Source organism: Microvirga sp. jy35 (assembly GCF_056148915.1).
Map to the genome: position 1 here is coordinate 23264 of NZ_JBWBEW010000011.1, position 18211 is coordinate 41474.

The window sequence follows — 18211 nt, forward strand, 5'->3', positions numbered from 1 at the left end:
GAAACCGGCCTGCCCCTATTGACCTTCCGATCCGTTGCCTGACACTGGCGGGATGTTCCTCACCTTCTTCACAGAGCTGCGCGCGGCCAAGGTGCCGGTCTCCTTCCGGGAGTATCTCGCCTTGCTGGAGGCGCTCGACCGGGACCTCGCCGACAAGAGCGTGGAGGAGTTCTACTACCTCTCCCGCACCTGCCTGGTGAAGGACGAGCGGCATTTCGACAAGTTCGACCGGGTCTTCGCCCAGGTGTTCAAGGGCCTCGAGAGCATGGGCCGCGCCGTCGAGGAGACCGGGATTCCGGAGGAATGGCTGCGCAAGCTCGCGGAGCGCTACCTCACAGACGAGGAAAAGCGCCAGATCGAGGCCATGGGCTGGGACAAGCTCTGGGAGAACCTGAAGAAGCGACTGGAAGAGCAGAAGGGCCGGCACCAGGGCGGAAACAAGTGGATCGGCACCGCCGGCACATCGCCCTATGGCGCCTATGGCTACAACCCGGAAGGCGTGCGCATCGGCCAGGACAAGAACCGCAATTTCCGCGCCGTGAAGGTGTGGGACAAGCGCGAGTTCAAGGATTTCGACGACAGCGTCGAGCTCGGCGTGCGCAACATGCGCATCGCACTGCGGCGCCTGCGCCGCTTCGCCCGGACCGGCTCGGCGGAGGAGCTCGACCTCGACGAGACGATCCACGAGACGGCCCACAAGGGCTATCTCGACGTGCGCCTGCGGCCCGAGCGCCGCAATGCCGTGAAGGTGCTGCTCTTCCTCGACGTGGGCGGCTCCATGGACTGGCACATCGGGATCGCCGAGGAGCTGTTCTCCGCCGCGCGCCTCGAGTTCAAGCATTTCGAGCACTTCTACTTCCACAACTGCGTCTATGAAAACCTGTGGAAGGAGAACCGCCGGCGGTTCGACGAGAAGATCCCGACCCTCGACGTGATCCGCACCTATCCGTCGGACTACCGGGTGGTCTTCGTGGGCGATGCCTCCATGAGCCCTTATGAGGTCACCCATCCCGGCGGCTCGGTGGAGCACTGGAACGAAGAGGCCGGCCAGGTCTGGCTGCGGCGCATCCTCGACCATTTCCCGAAGGCCGTGTGGCTGAACCCGGTGCCGCAGCCGCATTGGGGCTATACGCAATCCATCAGCCTGATCCGGCAGGCCTTCGGCGAGCGCATGTACCCGCTCAACCTCGAAGGCATAGACCACGCGATGCGGGAACTGGTACGGTAGTGCCGCCGGCAAGGTAAAACCGGTTTGCCGCATGGACGATGCCCGGTTAAGAAGCCTCATGTCCCAGACCTATAGCCACAGCCCCAAGCCCTTCAGCGGGCCGATCTCCTTCACCCTCAAGAGCGATAAGCTCACCGTGGATTCAGGCCGCAAGGTGCATGAGGTCCAGCTCGGCGCGGTGGACACCGTGCGCATGACCTTCGAGCCCGGACGGCTGGCCCAAAGATCCTTCCGCACGAAGGTGATCATGAAGGACGGCAAATCCTTCACCTTCAACTCCCTCGACTGGAAGAGCCTCGTGGAGGCTCAGGAGATGACGAAGGAATACCGCGCCTTCGTGAAGTCCCTGTGCGACGCCATCATCCGGGCCAATCCCGAGGCCCGGTTCGTGGCCGGCAAGCCGATGGGCCTGTGGCTGCCGACATCCGGACTGGCCGTCGCGTCCCTCCTGGCCATGACCTACCTGGTCTGGCAGGCCTTCCAGATGGGTGCGACCTCCGTCGCGCTGCTGGGGATCCTCCTTGCCGTCGTCGGCTATTGGCAGATCGAGCCCATGATCCGGCTCAACAAGCCCCGCCCCTTCCGCTCCGAAGCGCTGCCGGAAGAGCTGCTGCCGAAAGCATCGTAACGCTCCCGCGGTACCGGCAGACTATCCCGGATCCCGAGGGCTCAAGGAGGATCGATCAACGGACGGGCGCCTCTGAAGCCACCGCCAAGCCGCTCCCGATATCACGATGGATTATCAGACGGTTGCATAAACAGCGACATGAAGGGGGCTGTTTCTATAGTATCTGATTTTGTCCAGGAAACCAAAGACTTCGAGCCTGTAAAGAAACTTGGAAGCTTCCATTATGGCAATCGGCTCATTCCTTGGATCCGGGTTGAGATAGACGATGTACATTTTCCGGGGCAAGGCGATGTAGGACGTTCTCAAGCGCTCGATGACGTGGCGAAGCAGATCCGCCTTGAACGCGTCAAAGACGAAAACGATCAACTTATCTTCGGGAAATTCGAATGTTCTGACGTCTTCACAGACCAGTTCCACGCTGTGGGACCGGCGCTTGTGCTTCGGATAGCAGGTCAGATTGTGAACGGCCTCACGGTGGAGTTCTTCAGAGAACTCTACGCCGATGACCTTCTTGAATTCCAGATGAGATGCCAGAAGAACAACTCTCCCCTTGCCTGATCCGAGGTCGATGAACGTGAAGTCCCCATAATCAGGTTCGAGTTTCCGGCAAACGTCTGCGACGATCGTAGTCGGCGCAGGTTCGTATGCCATGCTCTGCGATATATCCGCCCCATCGATCGCCAACTCTGTCAGCCAGATGCGCCCACTCGTCTGCACATCGTTTTCTTCATCGAATGAAAGGCCCAGCCTCCGATTTCGCACCCGTGCATGGCGACGCAGCACAGCAAGTATGATTTCTTTTGCCGTCTCGACAGGACCGTTTTTCTGGAAATGACTTACGGCTTTCTGAAAGGCTGACTTCCTGAGATGAACCGCCGCTCCGAGAATGGTATCGGCAATGCTGTATTTCTCTTTTGCCATAAGGCTCTCAGGGTTCACGGCATCAAGCGATTACAACCTATACTTCGATCTTCCTCCATCACCTATTGGCGCAAATGGGTATGGGAGCCTCGGTTCTGTCTCTAAAGGTGCAACTGCTTGGACTTCTTCCTTGGTCTGCTGAACCTCCCCTGAATCACTTTCATGTGAATGCGCGTTAATTACTATTGAAAACAGGAGACTACTCTATCCGGCATCTGCTCACCGGGCACGATAGGGCCGTCGGACGGCCCATGCCGGCCATGGCTCCGTGTTCGCCCTAAAGGCGCCCCTGCAGGCTCTTCATGTCCGCACCACCAGCACCGAGCACCGGGCGTGGCGCACGATGGTGGAGGCGTTGGAGCCGAGCAGATACGTCGCCATGGTGGGCCGATGCGAGCCGACCACGATGAGGTCGGTGCCGGTCTTCTCGGCCTCGTCCAGGACCTCGGCATAGACGGAGCCGAGACGAACGACGGCCGAGACGCGCTCGGCCGGCAATGAGACGCCGGCTGCCACCTCGGCGAGCTTGGCTTCAGCTTCGCCCTGCTGCTCCTCGTCGAAGGCCGGCGGCATGAACTCCATGTAGGTCACGGGCACGATGGCCCGCACATAGATGAGGCGTAGGGAGCCGCCGGAGCTTCCGGCCAGTTCGACCGCCTTGTCGATGGCAGGCTTGGCTGCTTCGACCTCGCCGAGATCGACGGGCACCAGAATGGTCTTGAACATGGATCTGCCTCCAGGTCAGCCTTGCCGGGTGGGCGTGTGAACGACGAGGCCGTCGAGCTCCGGCCGCACCCGGATCTGGCACGAGAGCCGCGAGTTGGGGCGCACATCATAGGCGAAGTCGAGCATGTCCTCCTCCATGGGCTGAGGCTGACCCGTGGCGGCCTCCCATTCCTCAGCGATATAGACGTGGCATGTGGCGCAGGAGCAGGCCCCGCCGCACTCGGCCTCGATGCCCGGAACCCCGTTGCGGATGGCGGTCTCCATGACGGTTGCGCCCTCCTCCGCCTCGACGGTGCGGGCTGTTCCTTCGGCATCGATGTACGTGATCTGGATCATTGCGGACCTCTGCTTGTCGGCGCATACTTATGACAGACTGCACGAGAAGACGAGAGACAGGCCCGAGGCATGCCGTCTTTTTGCCGCATTGTACCCCGTAGTGCAGGTTACTAAGCCGTTAACGACGTTCACAAATGGCAGGGGACATCTGGTTTCCTTGTTTCAGTTCGGCCGCTAGACTTGCTTGGTAAATGACAGATTACCGTGCGGAAGTGCCCCAATGGTTCATCCGCAGCGGCTGAGGCCATGCATTCACCTTGCTTTTCGTGAAGAGAGTGCGGCTTCAGAATCATCAGTTGCGTCACGAGGGCGGATCATGGCGACCGAGAACAAGAAGATGAAGGACCCAGCTGAAGCAGCCCTTACGGCTGTCGAGCAGGCGCTGAACCTTGACGAGACTTTCGTGATTCATACTCCGCCGCGCCCCGGCGACAGGCCCTTCGGCGGTGATCCCAAGCTGCCGGATATCGACGACCACGACTTCACCAAGGGGCCCTTCGGCCTCGGATCCGATTCCCTCTCCGCCCAGGCCGATGACCGCGACCCGCGGCTCGACGACATGGCCCGTTCCGGCTTCGTCGCCCCCGACCGGAACTCCGTCGCCAACGACGATCGCCAGAATGTCGGCGTGATCCTGCAGGCCCTGCAGGTCCGGCCCTCCCGGCGTGCCTACTGGATGGCCACCCTCCTGTCCCTGCTCTGGCTCGGCGGCATCGGCGCCCTCGTCTACACGCGGGGCATCACCACCCCCGAGCAACTGCTCGCCACGTTCTCGACCTCCCAGCTGGCGCTCGGCGCCGTGGGGCTTGTCGCACCGATCTTCCTGTTCTTCATCGCCGCCATGCTGACCGTCCGCTCGCTGGAGATGAAGCTGGTGGCCCGCGCAATCGGCGAAGTGGCCGCACGCCTCGCCCAGCCCGAGAGCTTCTCAACCGACGCGGTCCTCTCCGTCTCGCAAGCCGTGCGCCGTGAAGTGGCGGCAGTCGGCGACGGCGTCGAGCGGGCTCTGGCCCGGGCCGGCGAGCTCGAGACCCTCGTGCGCAGCGAGATCTCCACCCTGGAGCGCGCCTATTCCGACAACGAGATCCGCATCCGCTCGCTCATCGACGAGCTTGTGGCGCAGCGCGAAGCCATCGTGTCCAACGCGGAGCGTGTGCGCGGCTCGATCACCGGCGTGCACCAGAGCCTGATCCAGGATCTCGACGGCGCCAGCGAGCGCGTCGTTTCCGCCGTCAGCGGCGCCGGCGACAAGGTCACCGCCTCCCTGGAGCAGCAGGGCGACCACATCACCCAGGCTCTCGGCCGCGCCGGCGAGCGCGTCGTCGATGAGATGGCAAGCCGCGGCGTCGAACTGGTGGAGCGCCTCGCGGGCTCCAGCGACGAGATCAAGAACGGCATCTCGGAGGTGGGCGTCACCATCACGACCGCCCTCGAGAGCAAGGCACAGGACATCACCGGCGCCTTCGAGCGCACCGGCGACCTCCTGACCCGCCACCTGCAGGACGGCGCGAGCCAGGTGACCCGCACGCTGGCCGAGACCGGCCGCGGCGTGATCGATGCCCTCGCCCAGCAGGGCAACGACGTGCGCGAGGCTTTCGAGCAGACGGCTCGCAGCCTCGAGGACAGCTTCGCCCAGCGCGGAGCCGAGATCACCGAGAAGCTTGCCGCCACCGGCGGTGTGATCGCCGACGACATTTCCGCCCGCACCGCCGAGATGCGCGACCAGATCGCGGAGGCAGGCGCCTCCGTGAGCGGGGAGATCGTGACCCGCGGCACTCAGGTGCGCGAGCAGCTCTCCGAGACCGGGGCCTCCCTGGTTCAGGCCCTCACCACCGGCAGCGCCACCGTGCGCGAAGAGTTTGCCGTCACGGCCTCATCCCTCATCGAAGAGCTCGCAACCCGCGGCAGCTCCCTTCGGGAGCAGCTTGCCGGCACCGGCACCGGCGTCGTCGACGAGATCGTGCTTCGCGGCAACGAATTCCGCGAGAGCCTTGCCGCCACGGCCGCCGACGTCACCCGCGAGATCAGCCAGCGCGGCGGCGAGGTGCGCGAGCACCTGGAGAGCGCCGTCCGGCTTGCCGACGAGTCCATCGGCACCCGCGTCGAGGATCTCGCCAGCCGCCTCGAGACCGCCAGCCTGCGCGTCAGCGAATCCGTCACCGTCCAGGGTCAGGCCCTCGAGACCAGCCTCACCCAGGCCGGCGAGCGCCTGTCGGCCCTTATGGGCACCCAGGCCGAGGAGTTCCGCTCCGCCTTCGAGACCCGCGGGCAGGAATTCTCTGACACCCTCTCGCTCCACACGGAGGATGCGCAGACACGCCTCGCCAACACTGCGAAGGACATCGTCCTCGCCATCGCGAGCCAGGGCTCCCGCGTCAACGAAGCCCTCAATCGCACGGCCGAGACCCTCTCCACGACGGTCGACACCCGCACCCGCGAGATGGAGGAGACCCTCGGCGCCCGCCTTGCCGCGCTGGAGGACGTCACGACCCGCGGCAGCGACGTGGCCGAACGCATCTCCCGCGATGTGGGCAGCCTGACCGAGACGATCACGGGCCGCCTCGAGGAGATGGACCGCCTGATCACGGTGCAGGGCCGCACCGTCGCAGAATCCTTCACGGAGCGCGCCCGCGAGGCCACCACGGCGATCGAGACGCAGCTTGCCGCCCTTGAGGAGCATGCCACCCGCCGCAGCTCGGAGATCACCGTCAACTTCGACACCATCGTCGAGCGGGTCGACAGCGTGCTCGGCGCCCGCTCCACGGCTCTCAACGAGGCCCTCGTGGTGCGCACCGGCGAGATGGCCCGCGTCATGGCCGAAGGCGGGCGCGACGTGGCCGCGGCCCTTCAGGCCCGCGTGGACGAGATCAGCCAGGCGATCACGGCCAAGACCAACGCCATCGCCGATACCCTGTCCTCCAGGGCCGAGCAGATCAGCCAGTCCCTCGACGGCCGCATCACTTCGATCAACGACGTCCTGGGCACCCGCGCCGACGAGATCGCCGCGACCCTCGGCACCCGAGCCTTCGAGATCAACCAGACCCTGGGCAGCCGCGCGGAGGAGATCGCCGCGACCCTCGGCAGCCGCACCGAGGAGCTCGCTGCCGCCCTCAACCAGAGCGTCGCCATGCTCGAGGACAGCGTCGTCAACCGCCTGACCGGGGTTGCCGAAACAATCGACGAGCGCGGACAGGCCGTGCTCGGCTCGCTCACCGGGCGCATCGGCGAGATCCGCTCGATCTTCGACACCCAAGGCGCCTCGCTCGTCGAGAGCCTGGGCAGCCGTGGCGAGGTCATCGGACGCGAGGTCGCGGCCATCAGCGACACGACCCTGCGCAGCCTGGAGGAGCGCAGCAACGCCGTCATCGAGAGCCTGCAGGATCGCAGCCACACCCTCCTCTCGTCGCTCCAGGAGCGCACGATGGAGCTCACGGCTTCCTACCTGCAGTCCACCGAGGCCCTGCGTGCGTCCATCAACGAGGGAACCGAGCAGAGCGTGGAGGCCCTCACCGGCGCCAACGAGCGCCTGCGGGGCGAGCTCACCGACGTGCTCGGCCGCCTCACCGACGCCAATTGCCTGCTTCAGCAGGTTGCCGCCTCCGCCAGCAGCAATCTCGGGGCCGTCGAGGATGGCCTCGCGGGACGCGTCCAGCACATCGAGACGCTCCTCTCGGAGATCGCCACCCAGACCGGCCGCGCCTCCGACCAGGTGGCGGAGCAGGTTGACGAACTGCGCAACGTGTCCTCGGGCGCGATCCAGCAGGCCCTGGAGCTGGCCCGGAGCCTGGAGGAGCGCGGCCAGGCGCTCACCAGCACCACCGGCGAGCAGATGCGCACCCTCACCGAGGCCGCGGCCGCCCTGGAACGCGTGGAAGGGCGGATGAACGAGGCGCTCTCCAGCCGTCAGCAGGTCCTGGACGAACTCCTGACCCGGATCGGCGAGCGCTCGCAGGATCTCGAGTCCGTCACCCGCTCCTTCACCACCCTTCTCGAGGGCTCCCTTCAGAACGCCGAGGCCAAGGCGCGCCAGATCGGTTCGGTCCTGTCATCAGCCGCCGACACCACCACGGCCGCCATCGGGGAGCAGTTCGAGCGCATCCGCGCCACCACCGGCCAGGAGAGCGAACGGACGGCGGAAGCCCTGCGCGCCAGCTACGAACAGGCGACTGCCGAAATGGCCGAAGCCTTGGGCAAGGCCACATCGCAGTTCCGCGATGCCATGGGCGAGCTGCGCGGCATGACGGGCCACATCCAGCGCGAGCTGGAAGCCACCCGGGCGGAACTCCGCCGCGGCGTCGTCGAGCTCCCGCAGGAAACCCAGGAGACGACCGCCAACATGCGCCGTGTCGTCGCCGACCAGATCAAGGCCCTCAACGAGCTCTCGGCTCTCGTGTCGCGCTCGAACCGCCTGGTTGACGCGGCTCCCGCGGCCCAGCCGCGCAAGGCTGCGGTCAACGAAACCCCGGTCGCCGCCACCATGGCGGCGGTCGCCGCCGCGGTCGAGCAGCGGATCGCCCAGACCCCGGCACCTGCTCCGACGCCCGCCCCTGCTCCGATGGCGCGTCAGGCGGAGCCCAAGCCGGCGCCCGCTCCTGCGCCTGCCCCGGCTCCTGCACCCGCGCGCCAGGCAGCTCCACCGACGGCCGAGCGTCCGGCCCCCCGCCGTGAGGAGGCACCCGCCCGCGAGGCCGGCGCCCGCGGAGGCTGGCTGTCGGATCTCCTGAACCGCGCCTCCCGCGAGGAAACGGTGGAGCCGGTCCGCAGCAATGCGGGTCGTCCCGACCGTGCCCGGGTCAACAGCCTCGAGTCGCTCGATTCAATTTCGGTCGACATCGCCCGCATGATCGACCACGACGCGGCCGTGGAGCTGTGGGACCGCTACCGTCGCGGCGAGAGCAATGTGTTCACCCGCAGGCTCTATACCCTCCAGGGCCAGCAGACCTTCGAGGAGATCCGCCGCAAGTACGGCCGTGACGAGGAATTCCGGCAGACCGTGGACCGCTACGTGGAGGAGTTCGAGCGCCTGCTCGCCGAGGTCTCCCGCGACGACCGCGATTCCATGCTGACGAAGACCTATCTCACCTCGGAGACCGGCAAGGTCTACACCATGCTGGCCCATGCGAGCGGCCGTTTCGACTGAGCCGTCTCGTCTCGGCTGAATTACAAGAACGCGGCCTCCGGGCCGCGTTTTTCGTTTGTCGAGTCACCCGACGGGAGAGTGTCATTCCCGAGCTGCGACCGCGGGGGATGACACCCATCACGTCATGGCCGGGCTCGTCCCGGCCATCCCGATGCAAAGACGCGCCGCCTTCTCCAGAAACGAGATCACCGGCACGAGGCCGGTGATGATGAAGAGAATGCTGATCTATATCCGGCTTGAAGCGCCCTTAAGCCGGCGCCCGGTCTTCCCCCGCCGCTGCGGTGCCCGGATCCTCGCGGCGCGGAAGCTGGCTGCCGCTGACCCAGCGGACGATGTCCAGCATGACCACGGAAAGGGCCTCGTCGAGGGCGCGGGCCGCATTCGGGGCGTCGACGGCGCTGGCCGGAACGCCAGCACGGAAAATGCGGGCATTGACGATGCGGCCGTCGCGCTCGCTCACGATCTTCACGGAAATTTCGGCGATCGCCTGATTGTCCGGGGTCGCGATCTCGAAACGCCGCAGCTCGGAGATGAGCTGGACATCCCCCACAGCCCCGCTGCTGGGCCGGGAGACCCCCCGCAGCTGGGAGGAGTTCTCGAAGGTGTTGATCAGGCGGGTCTGGATCAGGCGGGGCAGGTTGTCGGCCCACTGCCCTCCTCCGATGAAGGATACGGATCCGCTCGCATCCTTGACCAGGATCTGCTGGGTCGCGAGCGCCTGCAGGGCCGCGGGCTCGTTGACGAGCACCTGAACGCCGGCGGCCCCCCGGATCCGGGAGGTCGGCGCCGAGAGATCAAAGGTCGCCGGCACGGACCCCGACGAGCAGGCGCCGGTCAGGGCTGCCAGAATCGCCACCGGCGCAAGACGCCGGAGCAGGCAGGCTCGTTCAGTCGGGGGAGTTACCACGGAGGATCCACGCATACTGGTTACTTAGCGGCGTCCATTGTACTCGGGGAGGTTCGAACGGCCACCGAAAAGAAACTGCTGTGGATTACGTTCGATGCTGCGCACCGCGCGGCTGATGTCGCCCAGGGTCCTGCGGCCCTCCACGGCCAGCGCCTCGTATTCCCGCAGGCCCGAATCCGTGAAGCGGCCCACGCCGGACAGGACACCCTGAATGCCCTCGGTGCGCTGGTTGAGATCATTGGCCAATTCCCGCACGGAGACGGCGGCAGCGCGGATCTCGTCGAAGGCGCCCTTGCCGGCCTCGCCGGAGGCCGAGCCCAGGAACTTCTCCGCCCCTGCCAGGACGCCGTCGATGCGATCCGCCGACTTGTTCAGCTTCTCGGTGATCGAGCGCGCTTCCTGGATCGCCTTGTCCACATCAGGGCTGCGGCGGCTCAGGGTCTGGGTGAAGGTGTCGATGTTGTCGACCGTGCGACCGACCTTGGCCGGGTCGACGGCCTGGGCGAGTTCGGCGATCTCACTGACGGCCCTGTCCAGCTTGGGCGCGGTGACATTGAGAGATGCGATCAGGCTTGCGGCATCCCGCAGCGCATTGTTGATCGTCTCGCGGTTCTCACCGAGCGCCCTCGTGAAATTGTCCGTATTCTCGACGATCCGGGAGACCCGCTGCCCGTCGATCGAGCTCGCCACCTCCTCGACCTTGTCGACGGTACGGCCGACCTTGGCCGGATCGATGGCCTTTGCGATGTTCGAAATGTCCCCTACGGCTCTATCGAGCTTCGGAGCGGTCTCGTTGAGGCGGGCGACGAGGTTATCGGCGTTGCGCAGGGTGTTCTCGACCGCCTGCCGGCTTTCACCCAAAGCCTGGGTAAAGCCTTCGACATTCTCGACGATCCGGGTCACCCGCTGCGGATCGACCGCACGCACCACCTCGTCCACGTTGGTGGCCAGGGTCTCAAGCTTCTCGGCCAGGGGCCCGACCTTCTCCGCCGCCTGCCCGACCTGGGCGAGGAAGCGGTCGATACCCTCCGCGTTCTCGCCCAGCGCCTGAGAGAAGCGCTCCACGTTCTGGATCGTCCGGCTGATGGCGCCTTCGTTGTCGGTCACCACGCGGCCCACCCGCTCCAGCACGTCATCGGCCCGGCGGGCGATGTTGCGGGCGCTCTCGATGAGATCCTGGAAGTCGGATCGGTCGGCGAAGATCGTCGGCATGGGCTGGCCGGGGCCCGCCACGAGCGGCGGGGCGCCCGCCTCGCCGCCTGTCAGGCCCACATTCGCGACGCCGGTCAGCCCCTGGTATTCCAGGCGGGCGCGGGTGTCTGCCCGGATCGGCGTGCTGCTGTTGACCGACGCAATGGCCACAACCCGTCGCGGATCCTCCGGCAGAAGCTCGAGAGTTGTGACATCGCCGACCCGCAGGCCGTTGAAGGACACGCTCGAGCCCTGCGACAGGCCCGAGACCGAGCCGGAGAACACGATGCGGACCGCCTGACGGGCCTGACCGCGCTCGCCGCCGGAGAACCAGTAGACGAATCCGAAGGCTGCCGCGATCACCGCCAGGGTGAAAAGGCCGATCAGGGCGTAGTTTGCACGCGTTTCCATCGTTACCCTTACGCGCCGCCGGCCATGACCGCGCGTGCCCGTTTCCCATGAAAATAAGAGCGAAGCCACGGATGGTCCGAGGCCAGCATCGCCTCGATGGGACCCTCCGCGAGGATCTTTCCCTCGCCCAAAGCCGCTATCCGGTCGCAGACCGAGTAAAGGCTGTCCAGGTCATGGGTTACCATGAATACGGTCAGCCCTAAAGTCCGCTGTAACGTCGCAATCAGATCGTCGAACTCGCCTGCGCCGATGGGGTCGAGACCCGAGGTCGGCTCGTCGAGAAAGACAATCTCCGGGTCGAGGGCGAGCGCCCGCGCCAGCGCGGCGCGCTTGATCATGCCGCCTGACAGCTCGGAGGGCAGCTTGTCGGCGGCGTCCGGCTTCAGCCCAACCATCTCGATCTTGAGCATGGCCAGTTCGTCGAGCAGCCGGTCCGACAGGCGCAGGTATTCCCTCATGGGCACCTGGATGTTCTGCTTCACGGTCAAGGCCGAGAAGAGAGCCCCCTGCTGGAACAGCACGCCCCAGTGGCGTTCCAGCTGCCGACGCTGGTCCGGCGACAGCTCGTCAAGGTTCCGCCCCAGCACCTCGATGGTGCCGGCCCGCTTGGAGACGAGCCCCAGGATGGCGCGGGTCAGAACCGACTTGCCCTGGCCGGAGCCTCCGACGAAGCCCAGGATCTCGCCGCGATAGACGTCGAGATCGAGCCCCTTGAGGATGGTCTTCTCCCCGAAGCCGACCTCGACGCCACGGGCGCGGATGATCACCTCGCGGCTCTTCGTCAGGTCTGGGTGGTGGCGCTCGAGCATCATCTCAGAAATTGATCGCTGCAAAGAACATGGCGAAGAGGCCATCGAGGACGATGACCATGAAAATGGCCTTCACCACCGAGGAAGTCACGTGGCGGCCGAGCGACTCGGCGGATCCGGCCACCGCCATGCCTTCCAGGGTCGCGATGATCCCGATGACGACCGCCATGAAGGGCGCCTTCATAAGGCCGACCAGGAAGGTGTTCAGGCTCACGGCGGCTCTGAGGCGCTCGAGGAAGATGTCGGGGCTGATGCCGCCATAGACCCAGGTCGTCAGGCAGCCTCCCACCAGAGCCGCGATGGATGCGATGAAGGTCAGGAGCGGCAGGCCGATGATCAGGGCCAGAATGCGCGGAACGATCAGGACCTCGATCGGATCGAGCCCCATGACACGCAGGGCATCGATCTCCTCGCGCATCTTCATGGACCCGATCTCGGCCGTGAACGCCGAGCCGGAACGGCCCGCGACCATGATGGAGGTGAGCAGAACGCCCAATTCGCGCAGGACCAGGATACCGATGAGGTCGATCACGAAGGGGGTTGCGCCGAACTTGATCAGCTGGAAGATGCCCTGCTGGGAGACGATGCAGCCGACGAGGAACGAGATCAGCACGATGATGGGCACGCCGCGATAGGCGATCTGCTCCAGCTGGTTGATCACCGCGACGCCCCGGAAGCGGCGGGGATGGATGACCACGCGCACCATACCGGAGACGAGCTCGCCCAGAAAGCCGACGCCGCCGACCAGATCCTTGCCGGCCCCGGCCACGCTCTGGCCTATATCGACGAGGAAATCGACCGAGCGGGCATGCCTGGGCTTCGGGGGACCTTCGAAGTCGCGGTAGGCTGCCTCCTCGAGGAGGATCTTCTGCTCGGGCGACGCATTCGCGAAATCCGCCTTGCCCTTGGCGGACAGCTCATGGCGAGTCCGGTCGAGGGTCCAGGCGCCGAGGGTGTCGAGCCGCTCCACGCCGCTCAGGTCGAAGAACAAGGGAAAGAGGTCGGCCTCCGCACCGATCTCATCGACGAGAGCCTCCACGCGCTGGGCATGCGGCGCCGTCCAGGGACCGGACAGGCGCACTGTCGTCTGTCCGCCTGCGCGGTCGAGTGTCATGTCCGGCTCTTGAGCCAGGGTGCCCTGCGCCACGATTGTCCCTTCGGCACTGATTCCGCTTGGTGATAGCGTGTCATTGCGCCACAAGTCGAGACGAACTTCATCACGAGAAGCCAAGAGAATGCGTCAGCTCACCGTTTCCATCGACCGTTTCCCCATTGCCGGCAAGTTCACGATCGCCCGGGGGTCCCGAACCGAGGCTGTGGTGGTCACCGCTACGATCGTGGAGGGAGGAGCCGTCGGGCACGGGGAATGCGTGCCCTATCCGCGCTATGGCGAGACGGTTGAAGGCGTGGCGGCGGCCATCGAGGCCATCCGCCCCCAGATCGAGGCAGGCCTGACCCGCGAAGCCCTCCAGGCCCTGATGCCTGCAGGCGCGGCCCGCAATGCGGTCGACTGCGCCCTCTGGGACCTCGACGCCAAGCGTTCCGGCATCCGCGCCCATGTGACCGCGGGTCTCACCCGTTGGCCGCCGATGACCACGGCCTACACGATCAGCCTCGACGCGCCCGAGGGCATGGCGGAGGCCGCCGCAAAGGCCGCGGAGCGGCCGATCCTCAAGGTCAAGTTCGGGGCTCCCGACGGGGATATCGAGCGGATCAGGGCCGTGCGCCGGGCGGCCCCCCAGGCAACCCTGATTGCCGATGCGAACGAGGGCTGGACCGAGGCCAATATCGAACAGCACCTCGCGGCCTGCGCCGATGCCGGCTATGCCCTGGTGGAGCAGCCCCTGCCAGCCAAGGAGGATGGCTACTTAAGCCGGATCTCGCGTCCCGTGCCGATCCTGGCGGACGAGAGCGTGCACGACCGGGGGAGCCTGGACCGGCTGGTGGGGCTGTACGATCTCGTGAACATCAAGCTCGACAAGACAGGTGGCCTGACCGAAGCCCTGGCGCTGGCCGATGCGGCGGAGGCCAGGGGCTTCTCCATCATGATCGGCTGCATGGTCGGCACCTCGCTCGCCATGGCCCCGGCCCTGGTGCTCGCGCCGCGTTCCCGCTTCGTGGACCTCGACGGCCCGCTTCTGCTCGCGAAGGACCGGGAGCCCGGTCTTCGCTACGAGGGCAGCATCGTCTATCCGCCGGAGCCCGCCCTCTGGGGCTGATTCCTCTGCAGGCGGACGACGACCAGCATCAGCACAACCCCGATGGCGCCCAGAGGCGCCATGGCGGCGAACACGCCCGCCCCCATCTCGCTGTAGATCATGCCGCTCACCACGGTGGAGACAGCCGTGGTCAGGGCTGCCAGCGATCCGTAGATGCCCTGCGCTCGCCCCCTCGCCTGCATGGGAGCGAGCGCCGTCAGCGCCGCCATGGTGCCGATATGGGTCGCGGCAAAGGACAGGGCATGCATGGCCTGGAGCACGAACATGACCTCGACGCCGGGCTGGAGCGACATGATCGTGAAGCGGATGGCCGCGGCGGCCGACCCGATCAGGATGAGCCCGACACCCGATCCGCGCCCGACCGTCCGGCCCAGAAAGATGAAGACCAAGATCTCGGCGATCACGCCTGCGGCCCAGAAATAGCCGATGACCTCGTCGGAGAAGCCGATGGAGCGCCAGTAGATGCTGGCGAAGGCATTCAGCGCCCCATGGCTGCCCTGGGTGACCGCCCCGGCGATCAGCACGATCCAGAGGATCGTCGACAGCCTCGGAGCTGCCTGGTCCTTCCTGGGCTCATCCGCGACCGAAGGCTCTGGGACGTCATGGGGAACTGCCATGAGAGTGGCGGCGACTCCCAGGATGGGAATGAGCGTCAGGGCGACGATCACGACATCCGCCCCGAAGGCTCCAACCAGATAGCCGCCGACGATGTTGGTGATGAAGAACGCGACCGAGCCGGCACCGCGGATCCGGCCGTAATTCAGGCCGGGGTGCTTCTGGACAGCGTTGGTGGAGACGAGATCGTTACCCGGAATCACGCAGGATTGCGCGACCGCCACGAGAGCCACCAGGGCGATGATGGCGATGTTGCTGTCGCTCAGAAGGAACAGGGGAAAGCCGATCAGCTGGCCCAGATGGCTTGCCAAAAGCAGCCGCCTTGCCCCGAGGGAGCGGTCCGCGAGGCTCATGAGCGGCGCGGTCGCCAGGATGCGCACGACGATGGGAATGGCGACCACGAATCCGATCAGCGTGGGGGACAATGCCTTGCTCTGCAGCCAGAGCGGGAAGAACGGCAGATACATCCCATGGCTGGCGAAGCTGGCGGCCTGGAGGGCGCCCAGCCGGAATTCGAGAGCTCTGATCGGAGGCATCACGGACAGGGTCTTCCAGGGTCGAAATTGGCCTAAATCAACAAGAACGCGGTGCAAGACTCCCTCTCTAAAGCGTTAGAGGGGTTGAGCGTGCACCCGCTTTGGACACATCTGATGGGAGAGTGGAATCAAACCCTGGCGCAGATGGATCCCGGCACCATGACCGATGAAGAGGCAGACGTCACGCTCGGTGGCCTGGATTTCGACACCATCGAAGCCGCCGTCATGGAAACCGCCCGTGGCCGCTGGTTCCTGAAGGAATATGCAAGGCGCAACCGCAACGCGGACACCCTGGCCGTGCTGGAGGCTCTGGAGCGCCTGAAGGAGAAGCCCCTCGACGCCAACACGGTTGCTCCCCTCAAGGCCTATCTGGAGGAAATGGCTTCCGCCATCCGACAGACCAAGGAGAATGTGCGGTCCTTCCCGGTGATCGAGTCGGCCGATCCCATGGGGGGCCTATCGGAGGAGGAGCTTCAGGAGGCTGCCGAACAGCGTGTCCGGCAGATGGTCCGGACGCTCCTCTACCTCGAAGGTCGGATCCAGCAGATGATCGACCTCTACAAGGTCGAAGTCGAGCGCACGGACGTCTTGTTGGAAACGGGCCCTTTCGACGGTGAGAAGGCGCGGCACGTCCCCGGTCACCCGGCTTTCCTGATGTAGCGCCCGGCTAACGCTCCGCGTGGGCGACCTCGATGTTGGAGAAGAACTGCCGGGCGCTCTCCTGCCAGGTGAAGGTTTCCCCGTAGGCCCGGCATCGGTCCTTAGGGATATCGAGCGCTTCGAGAGCCGCCTGCCGCAGGTCCCACTTGAGGGCTCCACAGCCGGACGAGCCGATCACATCCGCAGGCCCCGTCACCGGAAAGGCCGCGACCGGCAATCCGGAGGCGAGCGCCTCGAGCAGGACGATGCCGAAGGTGTCGGTGAGGCTCGGGAAGACGAACACGTCCGCCGAGGCATAGATCCGCGCGAGATCCTCGCCCGTCAGCGGGCCAAGGAACCTGACCGGAGGGTACTTGGCTTCCAGCTCGGAACGGGAAGGACCATCGCCGACCACGACCTTGGTGCCTGGAAGGTCGAGTCTCAGAAAGGCCTCCAGGTTCTTCTCCACGGCAACCCGGCCGACATAGAGAAAGACCGGCGCGGCTGCGTCCAGAATCCGCTCGTTGCGCGGCCGGAACAGGGTGGTGTCGACGCCGCGGGTCCAGCGCATGATGTTCCTGAAGCCGCGCCCGCTCAGCTCCCGTTCGAGGGAAGGCGTGCTGACCATCATGGCGCGGGCGCTTTGATGGAAGCGCAGAAGCGCCCTGTAGGACCAGGCTTCGGGGATGGGCGTGCGGGCCGCGACGTATTCGGGAAAGCGCGTGTGATAGCTGGTGGTGAAAGACCGCCCCTGCCGTGAGCAGGCCAGACGCATGGCCAAACCGATCGGCCCCTCGGTCGCGATGTGGACGTGGGTGGGCTCCACCTCGTCCAGAATGCGGGCGATTGCTCCTGGTCCCGTCAGCGAGAGACGGATCTCCGGATAGGTCGGCATGGGAAAGGAGCGGAAGCGCTCCGGCGTGAGGAAGACGACTTCGGCGCCGAGACGCGGCGCCTCCTCGGCCATGTGCTCCAGCGAACGCACCACGCCGTTGATCTGGGGCCGCCATGCATCGGTGGCGATCAGGAGGCGCATCAGGCGGCCCTCCCGCTGACTGCTGGAGCATCGAGCGTCCGTTCGCCGGCCTGTTCCAGCTGGACATCCGTCCACCGGACCAGCTGGAAGGAGCCGTCGTAATGCTCGAGCACGGCGGTGCAGGACTCGACCCAGTCGCCCGTGTTCACATAGGCGACCCCGAACTGGTCGTGCATGACGGCATGGTGGATATGGCCGCAGATCACCCCGTCGGCCGCATGGCGCTCGGCTTCGGCCGCGAGCAGCTCCTCGAACCGGCTGATGTAGTTGACGGCGTTCTTGACCCTCAGCTTGGCCCAGGATGAGAGGGACCAGTAGGTCAGGCCGAGCCGGCGCCGGACAATGTTGAGATGGGTGTTGATGAAGAGAGCGGCCGTGTAAGCCCCGTCCCCGAGGAGAGCCAGCCAGCGGGCGTGCCGGACCACGAGATCGAACTGGTCCCCGTGGATCACGAGGTAGCGCTTGCCGTCGGCGGCCTCGTGCAGGGCATAATCCGCCAGCTCGATGCCCCCGAGATTGACTCCCAGGTAGTCCCGAAGGAATTCGTCATGGTTGCCGGGAAGGTAGATGAGACGCGCGCCCTTCCGGACCTTGCGAAGGAGCTTCTGCACCACGTCGTTATGGGCCTGGGGCCAGTACCAGCCCGCTTTCAGCTTCCACCCGTCGACGATGTCGCCCACGAGATAGATGGTGTCGGCATCATAGGCCTTGAGGAAGTCGAGCAGCGCCCCTGCCTGGCACCCCTTCGTGCCGAGATGGAGGTCCGACAGGAACAGCGTTCGCACACGGATGGGATTCACGTCCTGAGCCATGGGCCTCCTCGACGAGCTTGCGGATTCCAGACAACCGGATTCGCGTCTCGTCCCCAT

Annotated in this window: 15 protein-coding genes; 5 read left to right on the forward strand and 10 right to left on the reverse strand. The window is 65.6% G+C overall.

What is annotated here, in order from left to right; all coding sequences use genetic code 11:
* The first annotated feature begins 52 nt into the window (after positions 1-52).
* Both AC0QTX_RS11025 and AC0QTX_RS11030 read left to right on the forward strand, forming a co-directional pair.
* Positions 53-1228, forward strand: coding sequence for a vWA domain-containing protein (locus AC0QTX_RS11025; RefSeq protein ID WP_474603868.1), 1176 nt, complete (start codon positions 53-55; stop codon positions 1226-1228).
* Positions 1229-1286: 58 nt separating this feature from the next.
* A complete protein-coding gene (locus AC0QTX_RS11030; RefSeq protein WP_474603869.1) occupies positions 1287-1856 on the forward strand; it encodes a hypothetical protein in 570 nt (189 codons plus the stop codon).
* A 114-nt stretch (positions 1857-1970) separates the two neighbouring features.
* On the opposite strand, the gene AC0QTX_RS11035 is transcribed toward AC0QTX_RS11030, so the two are convergent.
* The 3 genes from AC0QTX_RS11035 to AC0QTX_RS11045 form a co-directional block, all read right to left on the reverse strand.
* The gene (locus AC0QTX_RS11035) at positions 1971-2777 is read right to left on the reverse strand and encodes a class I SAM-dependent methyltransferase (RefSeq protein ID WP_474603870.1); all 807 of its coding nucleotides are present in this window, start codon (positions 2775-2777) and stop codon (positions 1971-1973) included.
* Between the two features lie 300 nt (positions 2778-3077).
* A complete protein-coding gene (locus tag AC0QTX_RS11040; RefSeq protein ID WP_474603871.1) occupies positions 3078-3503 on the reverse strand; it encodes a universal stress protein in 426 nt (141 codons plus the stop codon).
* Between the two features lie 15 nt (positions 3504-3518).
* Positions 3519-3839, reverse strand: coding sequence for a 2Fe-2S iron-sulfur cluster-binding protein (locus AC0QTX_RS11045; RefSeq protein ID WP_474603872.1), 321 nt, complete (start codon positions 3837-3839; stop codon positions 3519-3521).
* Positions 3840-4155: 316 nt separating this feature from the next.
* Here AC0QTX_RS11045 and AC0QTX_RS11050 point away from each other — a divergent pair, with 316 nt between their 5' ends.
* Positions 4156-8979: an apolipoprotein A-IV repeat region-like domain-containing protein gene (locus AC0QTX_RS11050; RefSeq protein ID WP_474603873.1), complete on the forward strand. Its 4824-nt coding sequence runs from the start codon at positions 4156-4158 to the stop codon at positions 8977-8979.
* A gap of 247 nt (positions 8980-9226) precedes the next feature.
* Here AC0QTX_RS11050 and AC0QTX_RS11055 read toward each other — a convergent pair whose 3' ends face one another.
* The 4 genes from AC0QTX_RS11055 to AC0QTX_RS11070 are packed head-to-tail and all read right to left on the reverse strand — an operon-like array spanning position 9227 to position 13411.
* A complete protein-coding gene (locus tag AC0QTX_RS11055) occupies positions 9227-9886 on the reverse strand; it encodes an ABC-type transport auxiliary lipoprotein family protein (RefSeq protein WP_474603874.1) in 660 nt (219 codons plus the stop codon).
* Positions 9887-9910: 24 nt separating this feature from the next.
* Complete coding sequence (locus AC0QTX_RS11060; RefSeq protein WP_474603875.1) at positions 9911-11488, reverse strand: MlaD family protein; 1578 nt, start codon at positions 11486-11488, stop codon at positions 9911-9913.
* Between the two features lie 8 nt (positions 11489-11496).
* Positions 11497-12297 carry an ABC transporter ATP-binding protein gene (locus AC0QTX_RS11065; protein WP_474603974.1) on the reverse strand — a complete coding sequence of 267 codons (801 nt, stop codon included), beginning with the start codon at positions 12295-12297 and terminating at the stop codon, positions 11497-11499.
* Between the two features lie 4 nt (positions 12298-12301).
* Positions 12302-13411 carry an ABC transporter permease gene (locus tag AC0QTX_RS11070; protein WP_474603876.1) on the reverse strand — a complete coding sequence of 370 codons (1110 nt, stop codon included), beginning with the start codon at positions 13409-13411 and terminating at the stop codon, positions 12302-12304.
* Positions 13412-13532: 121 nt separating this feature from the next.
* On the opposite strand from AC0QTX_RS11070, the gene dgcA reads away from it, so the two are divergent.
* Entirely contained in the window at positions 13533-14516 is a 984-nt protein-coding gene (gene dgcA / locus AC0QTX_RS11075; RefSeq protein ID WP_474603877.1) for an N-acetyl-D-Glu racemase DgcA, read from the forward strand.
* Here the strand turns inward: dgcA and AC0QTX_RS11080 are convergent.
* Positions 14486-15667, reverse strand: a complete 1182-nt coding sequence (locus AC0QTX_RS11080) for an MFS transporter (RefSeq protein ID WP_474603878.1) — start codon at positions 15665-15667, stop codon at positions 14486-14488. The genes dgcA and AC0QTX_RS11080 overlap by 31 nt on opposite strands.
* Before the next feature lie 114 nt (positions 15668-15781).
* On the opposite strand from AC0QTX_RS11080, the gene AC0QTX_RS11085 reads away from it, so the two are divergent.
* Positions 15782-16327, forward strand: a complete 546-nt coding sequence (locus tag AC0QTX_RS11085; RefSeq protein WP_474603879.1) for a hypothetical protein — start codon at positions 15782-15784, stop codon at positions 16325-16327.
* Between the two features lie 7 nt (positions 16328-16334).
* On the opposite strand, the gene AC0QTX_RS11090 is transcribed toward AC0QTX_RS11085, so the two are convergent.
* Positions 16335-17342 (reverse strand): glycosyltransferase family 4 protein, encoded by a 1008-nt coding sequence (locus tag AC0QTX_RS11090; RefSeq protein ID WP_474603880.1) that lies wholly within the window; start codon positions 17340-17342, stop codon positions 16335-16337.
* Positions 17342-18154, reverse strand: coding sequence for a UDP-2,3-diacylglucosamine diphosphatase (locus AC0QTX_RS11095; RefSeq protein WP_474603881.1), 813 nt, complete (start codon positions 18152-18154; stop codon positions 17342-17344). The genes AC0QTX_RS11090 and AC0QTX_RS11095 overlap by 1 nt, the downstream gene beginning before the upstream one ends.
* Positions 18155-18211 lie beyond the last annotated feature (57 nt).

Excerpts from the sequence above, each read along its gene's own strand:
- AC0QTX_RS11030 (WP_474603869.1), top strand. The coding sequence starts at position 1,287 with ATGTCCCAGACCTATAGCCACAGCCCCAAGCCCTTCAGCGGGCCGATC.
- AC0QTX_RS11060 (WP_474603875.1), bottom strand. The coding sequence starts at position 11,488 with ATGGAAACGCGTGCAAACTACGCCCTGATCGGCCTTTTCACCCTGGCG.
- AC0QTX_RS11095 (WP_474603881.1), bottom strand. The coding sequence starts at position 18,154 with ATGGCTCAGGACGTGAATCCCATCCGTGTGCGAACGCTGTTCCTGTCG.
- AC0QTX_RS11050 (WP_474603873.1), top strand. The coding sequence starts at position 4,156 with ATGGCGACCGAGAACAAGAAGATGAAGGACCCAGCTGAAGCAGCCCTT.
- AC0QTX_RS11035 (WP_474603870.1), bottom strand. The coding sequence starts at position 2,777 with ATGGCAAAAGAGAAATACAGCATTGCCGATACCATTCTCGGAGCGGCG.
- AC0QTX_RS11085 (WP_474603879.1), top strand. The coding sequence starts at position 15,782 with ATGGGAGAGTGGAATCAAACCCTGGCGCAGATGGATCCCGGCACCATG.
- AC0QTX_RS11080 (WP_474603878.1), bottom strand. The coding sequence starts at position 15,667 with ATGCCTCCGATCAGAGCTCTCGAATTCCGGCTGGGCGCCCTCCAGGCC.
- dgcA (WP_474603877.1), top strand. The coding sequence starts at position 13,533 with ATGCGTCAGCTCACCGTTTCCATCGACCGTTTCCCCATTGCCGGCAAG.
- AC0QTX_RS11040 (WP_474603871.1), bottom strand. The coding sequence starts at position 3,503 with ATGTTCAAGACCATTCTGGTGCCCGTCGATCTCGGCGAGGTCGAAGCA.
- AC0QTX_RS11070 (WP_474603876.1), bottom strand. The coding sequence starts at position 13,411 with ATGACACTCGACCGCGCAGGCGGACAGACGACAGTGCGCCTGTCCGGT.
- AC0QTX_RS11090 (WP_474603880.1), bottom strand. The coding sequence starts at position 17,342 with ATGCGCCTCCTGATCGCCACCGATGCATGGCGGCCCCAGATCAACGGC.
- AC0QTX_RS11065 (WP_474603974.1), bottom strand. The coding sequence starts at position 12,297 with ATGCTCGAGCGCCACCACCCAGACCTGACGAAGAGCCGCGAGGTGATC.
- AC0QTX_RS11025 (WP_474603868.1), top strand. The coding sequence starts at position 53 with ATGTTCCTCACCTTCTTCACAGAGCTGCGCGCGGCCAAGGTGCCGGTC.
- AC0QTX_RS11045 (WP_474603872.1), bottom strand. The coding sequence starts at position 3,839 with ATGATCCAGATCACGTACATCGATGCCGAAGGAACAGCCCGCACCGTC.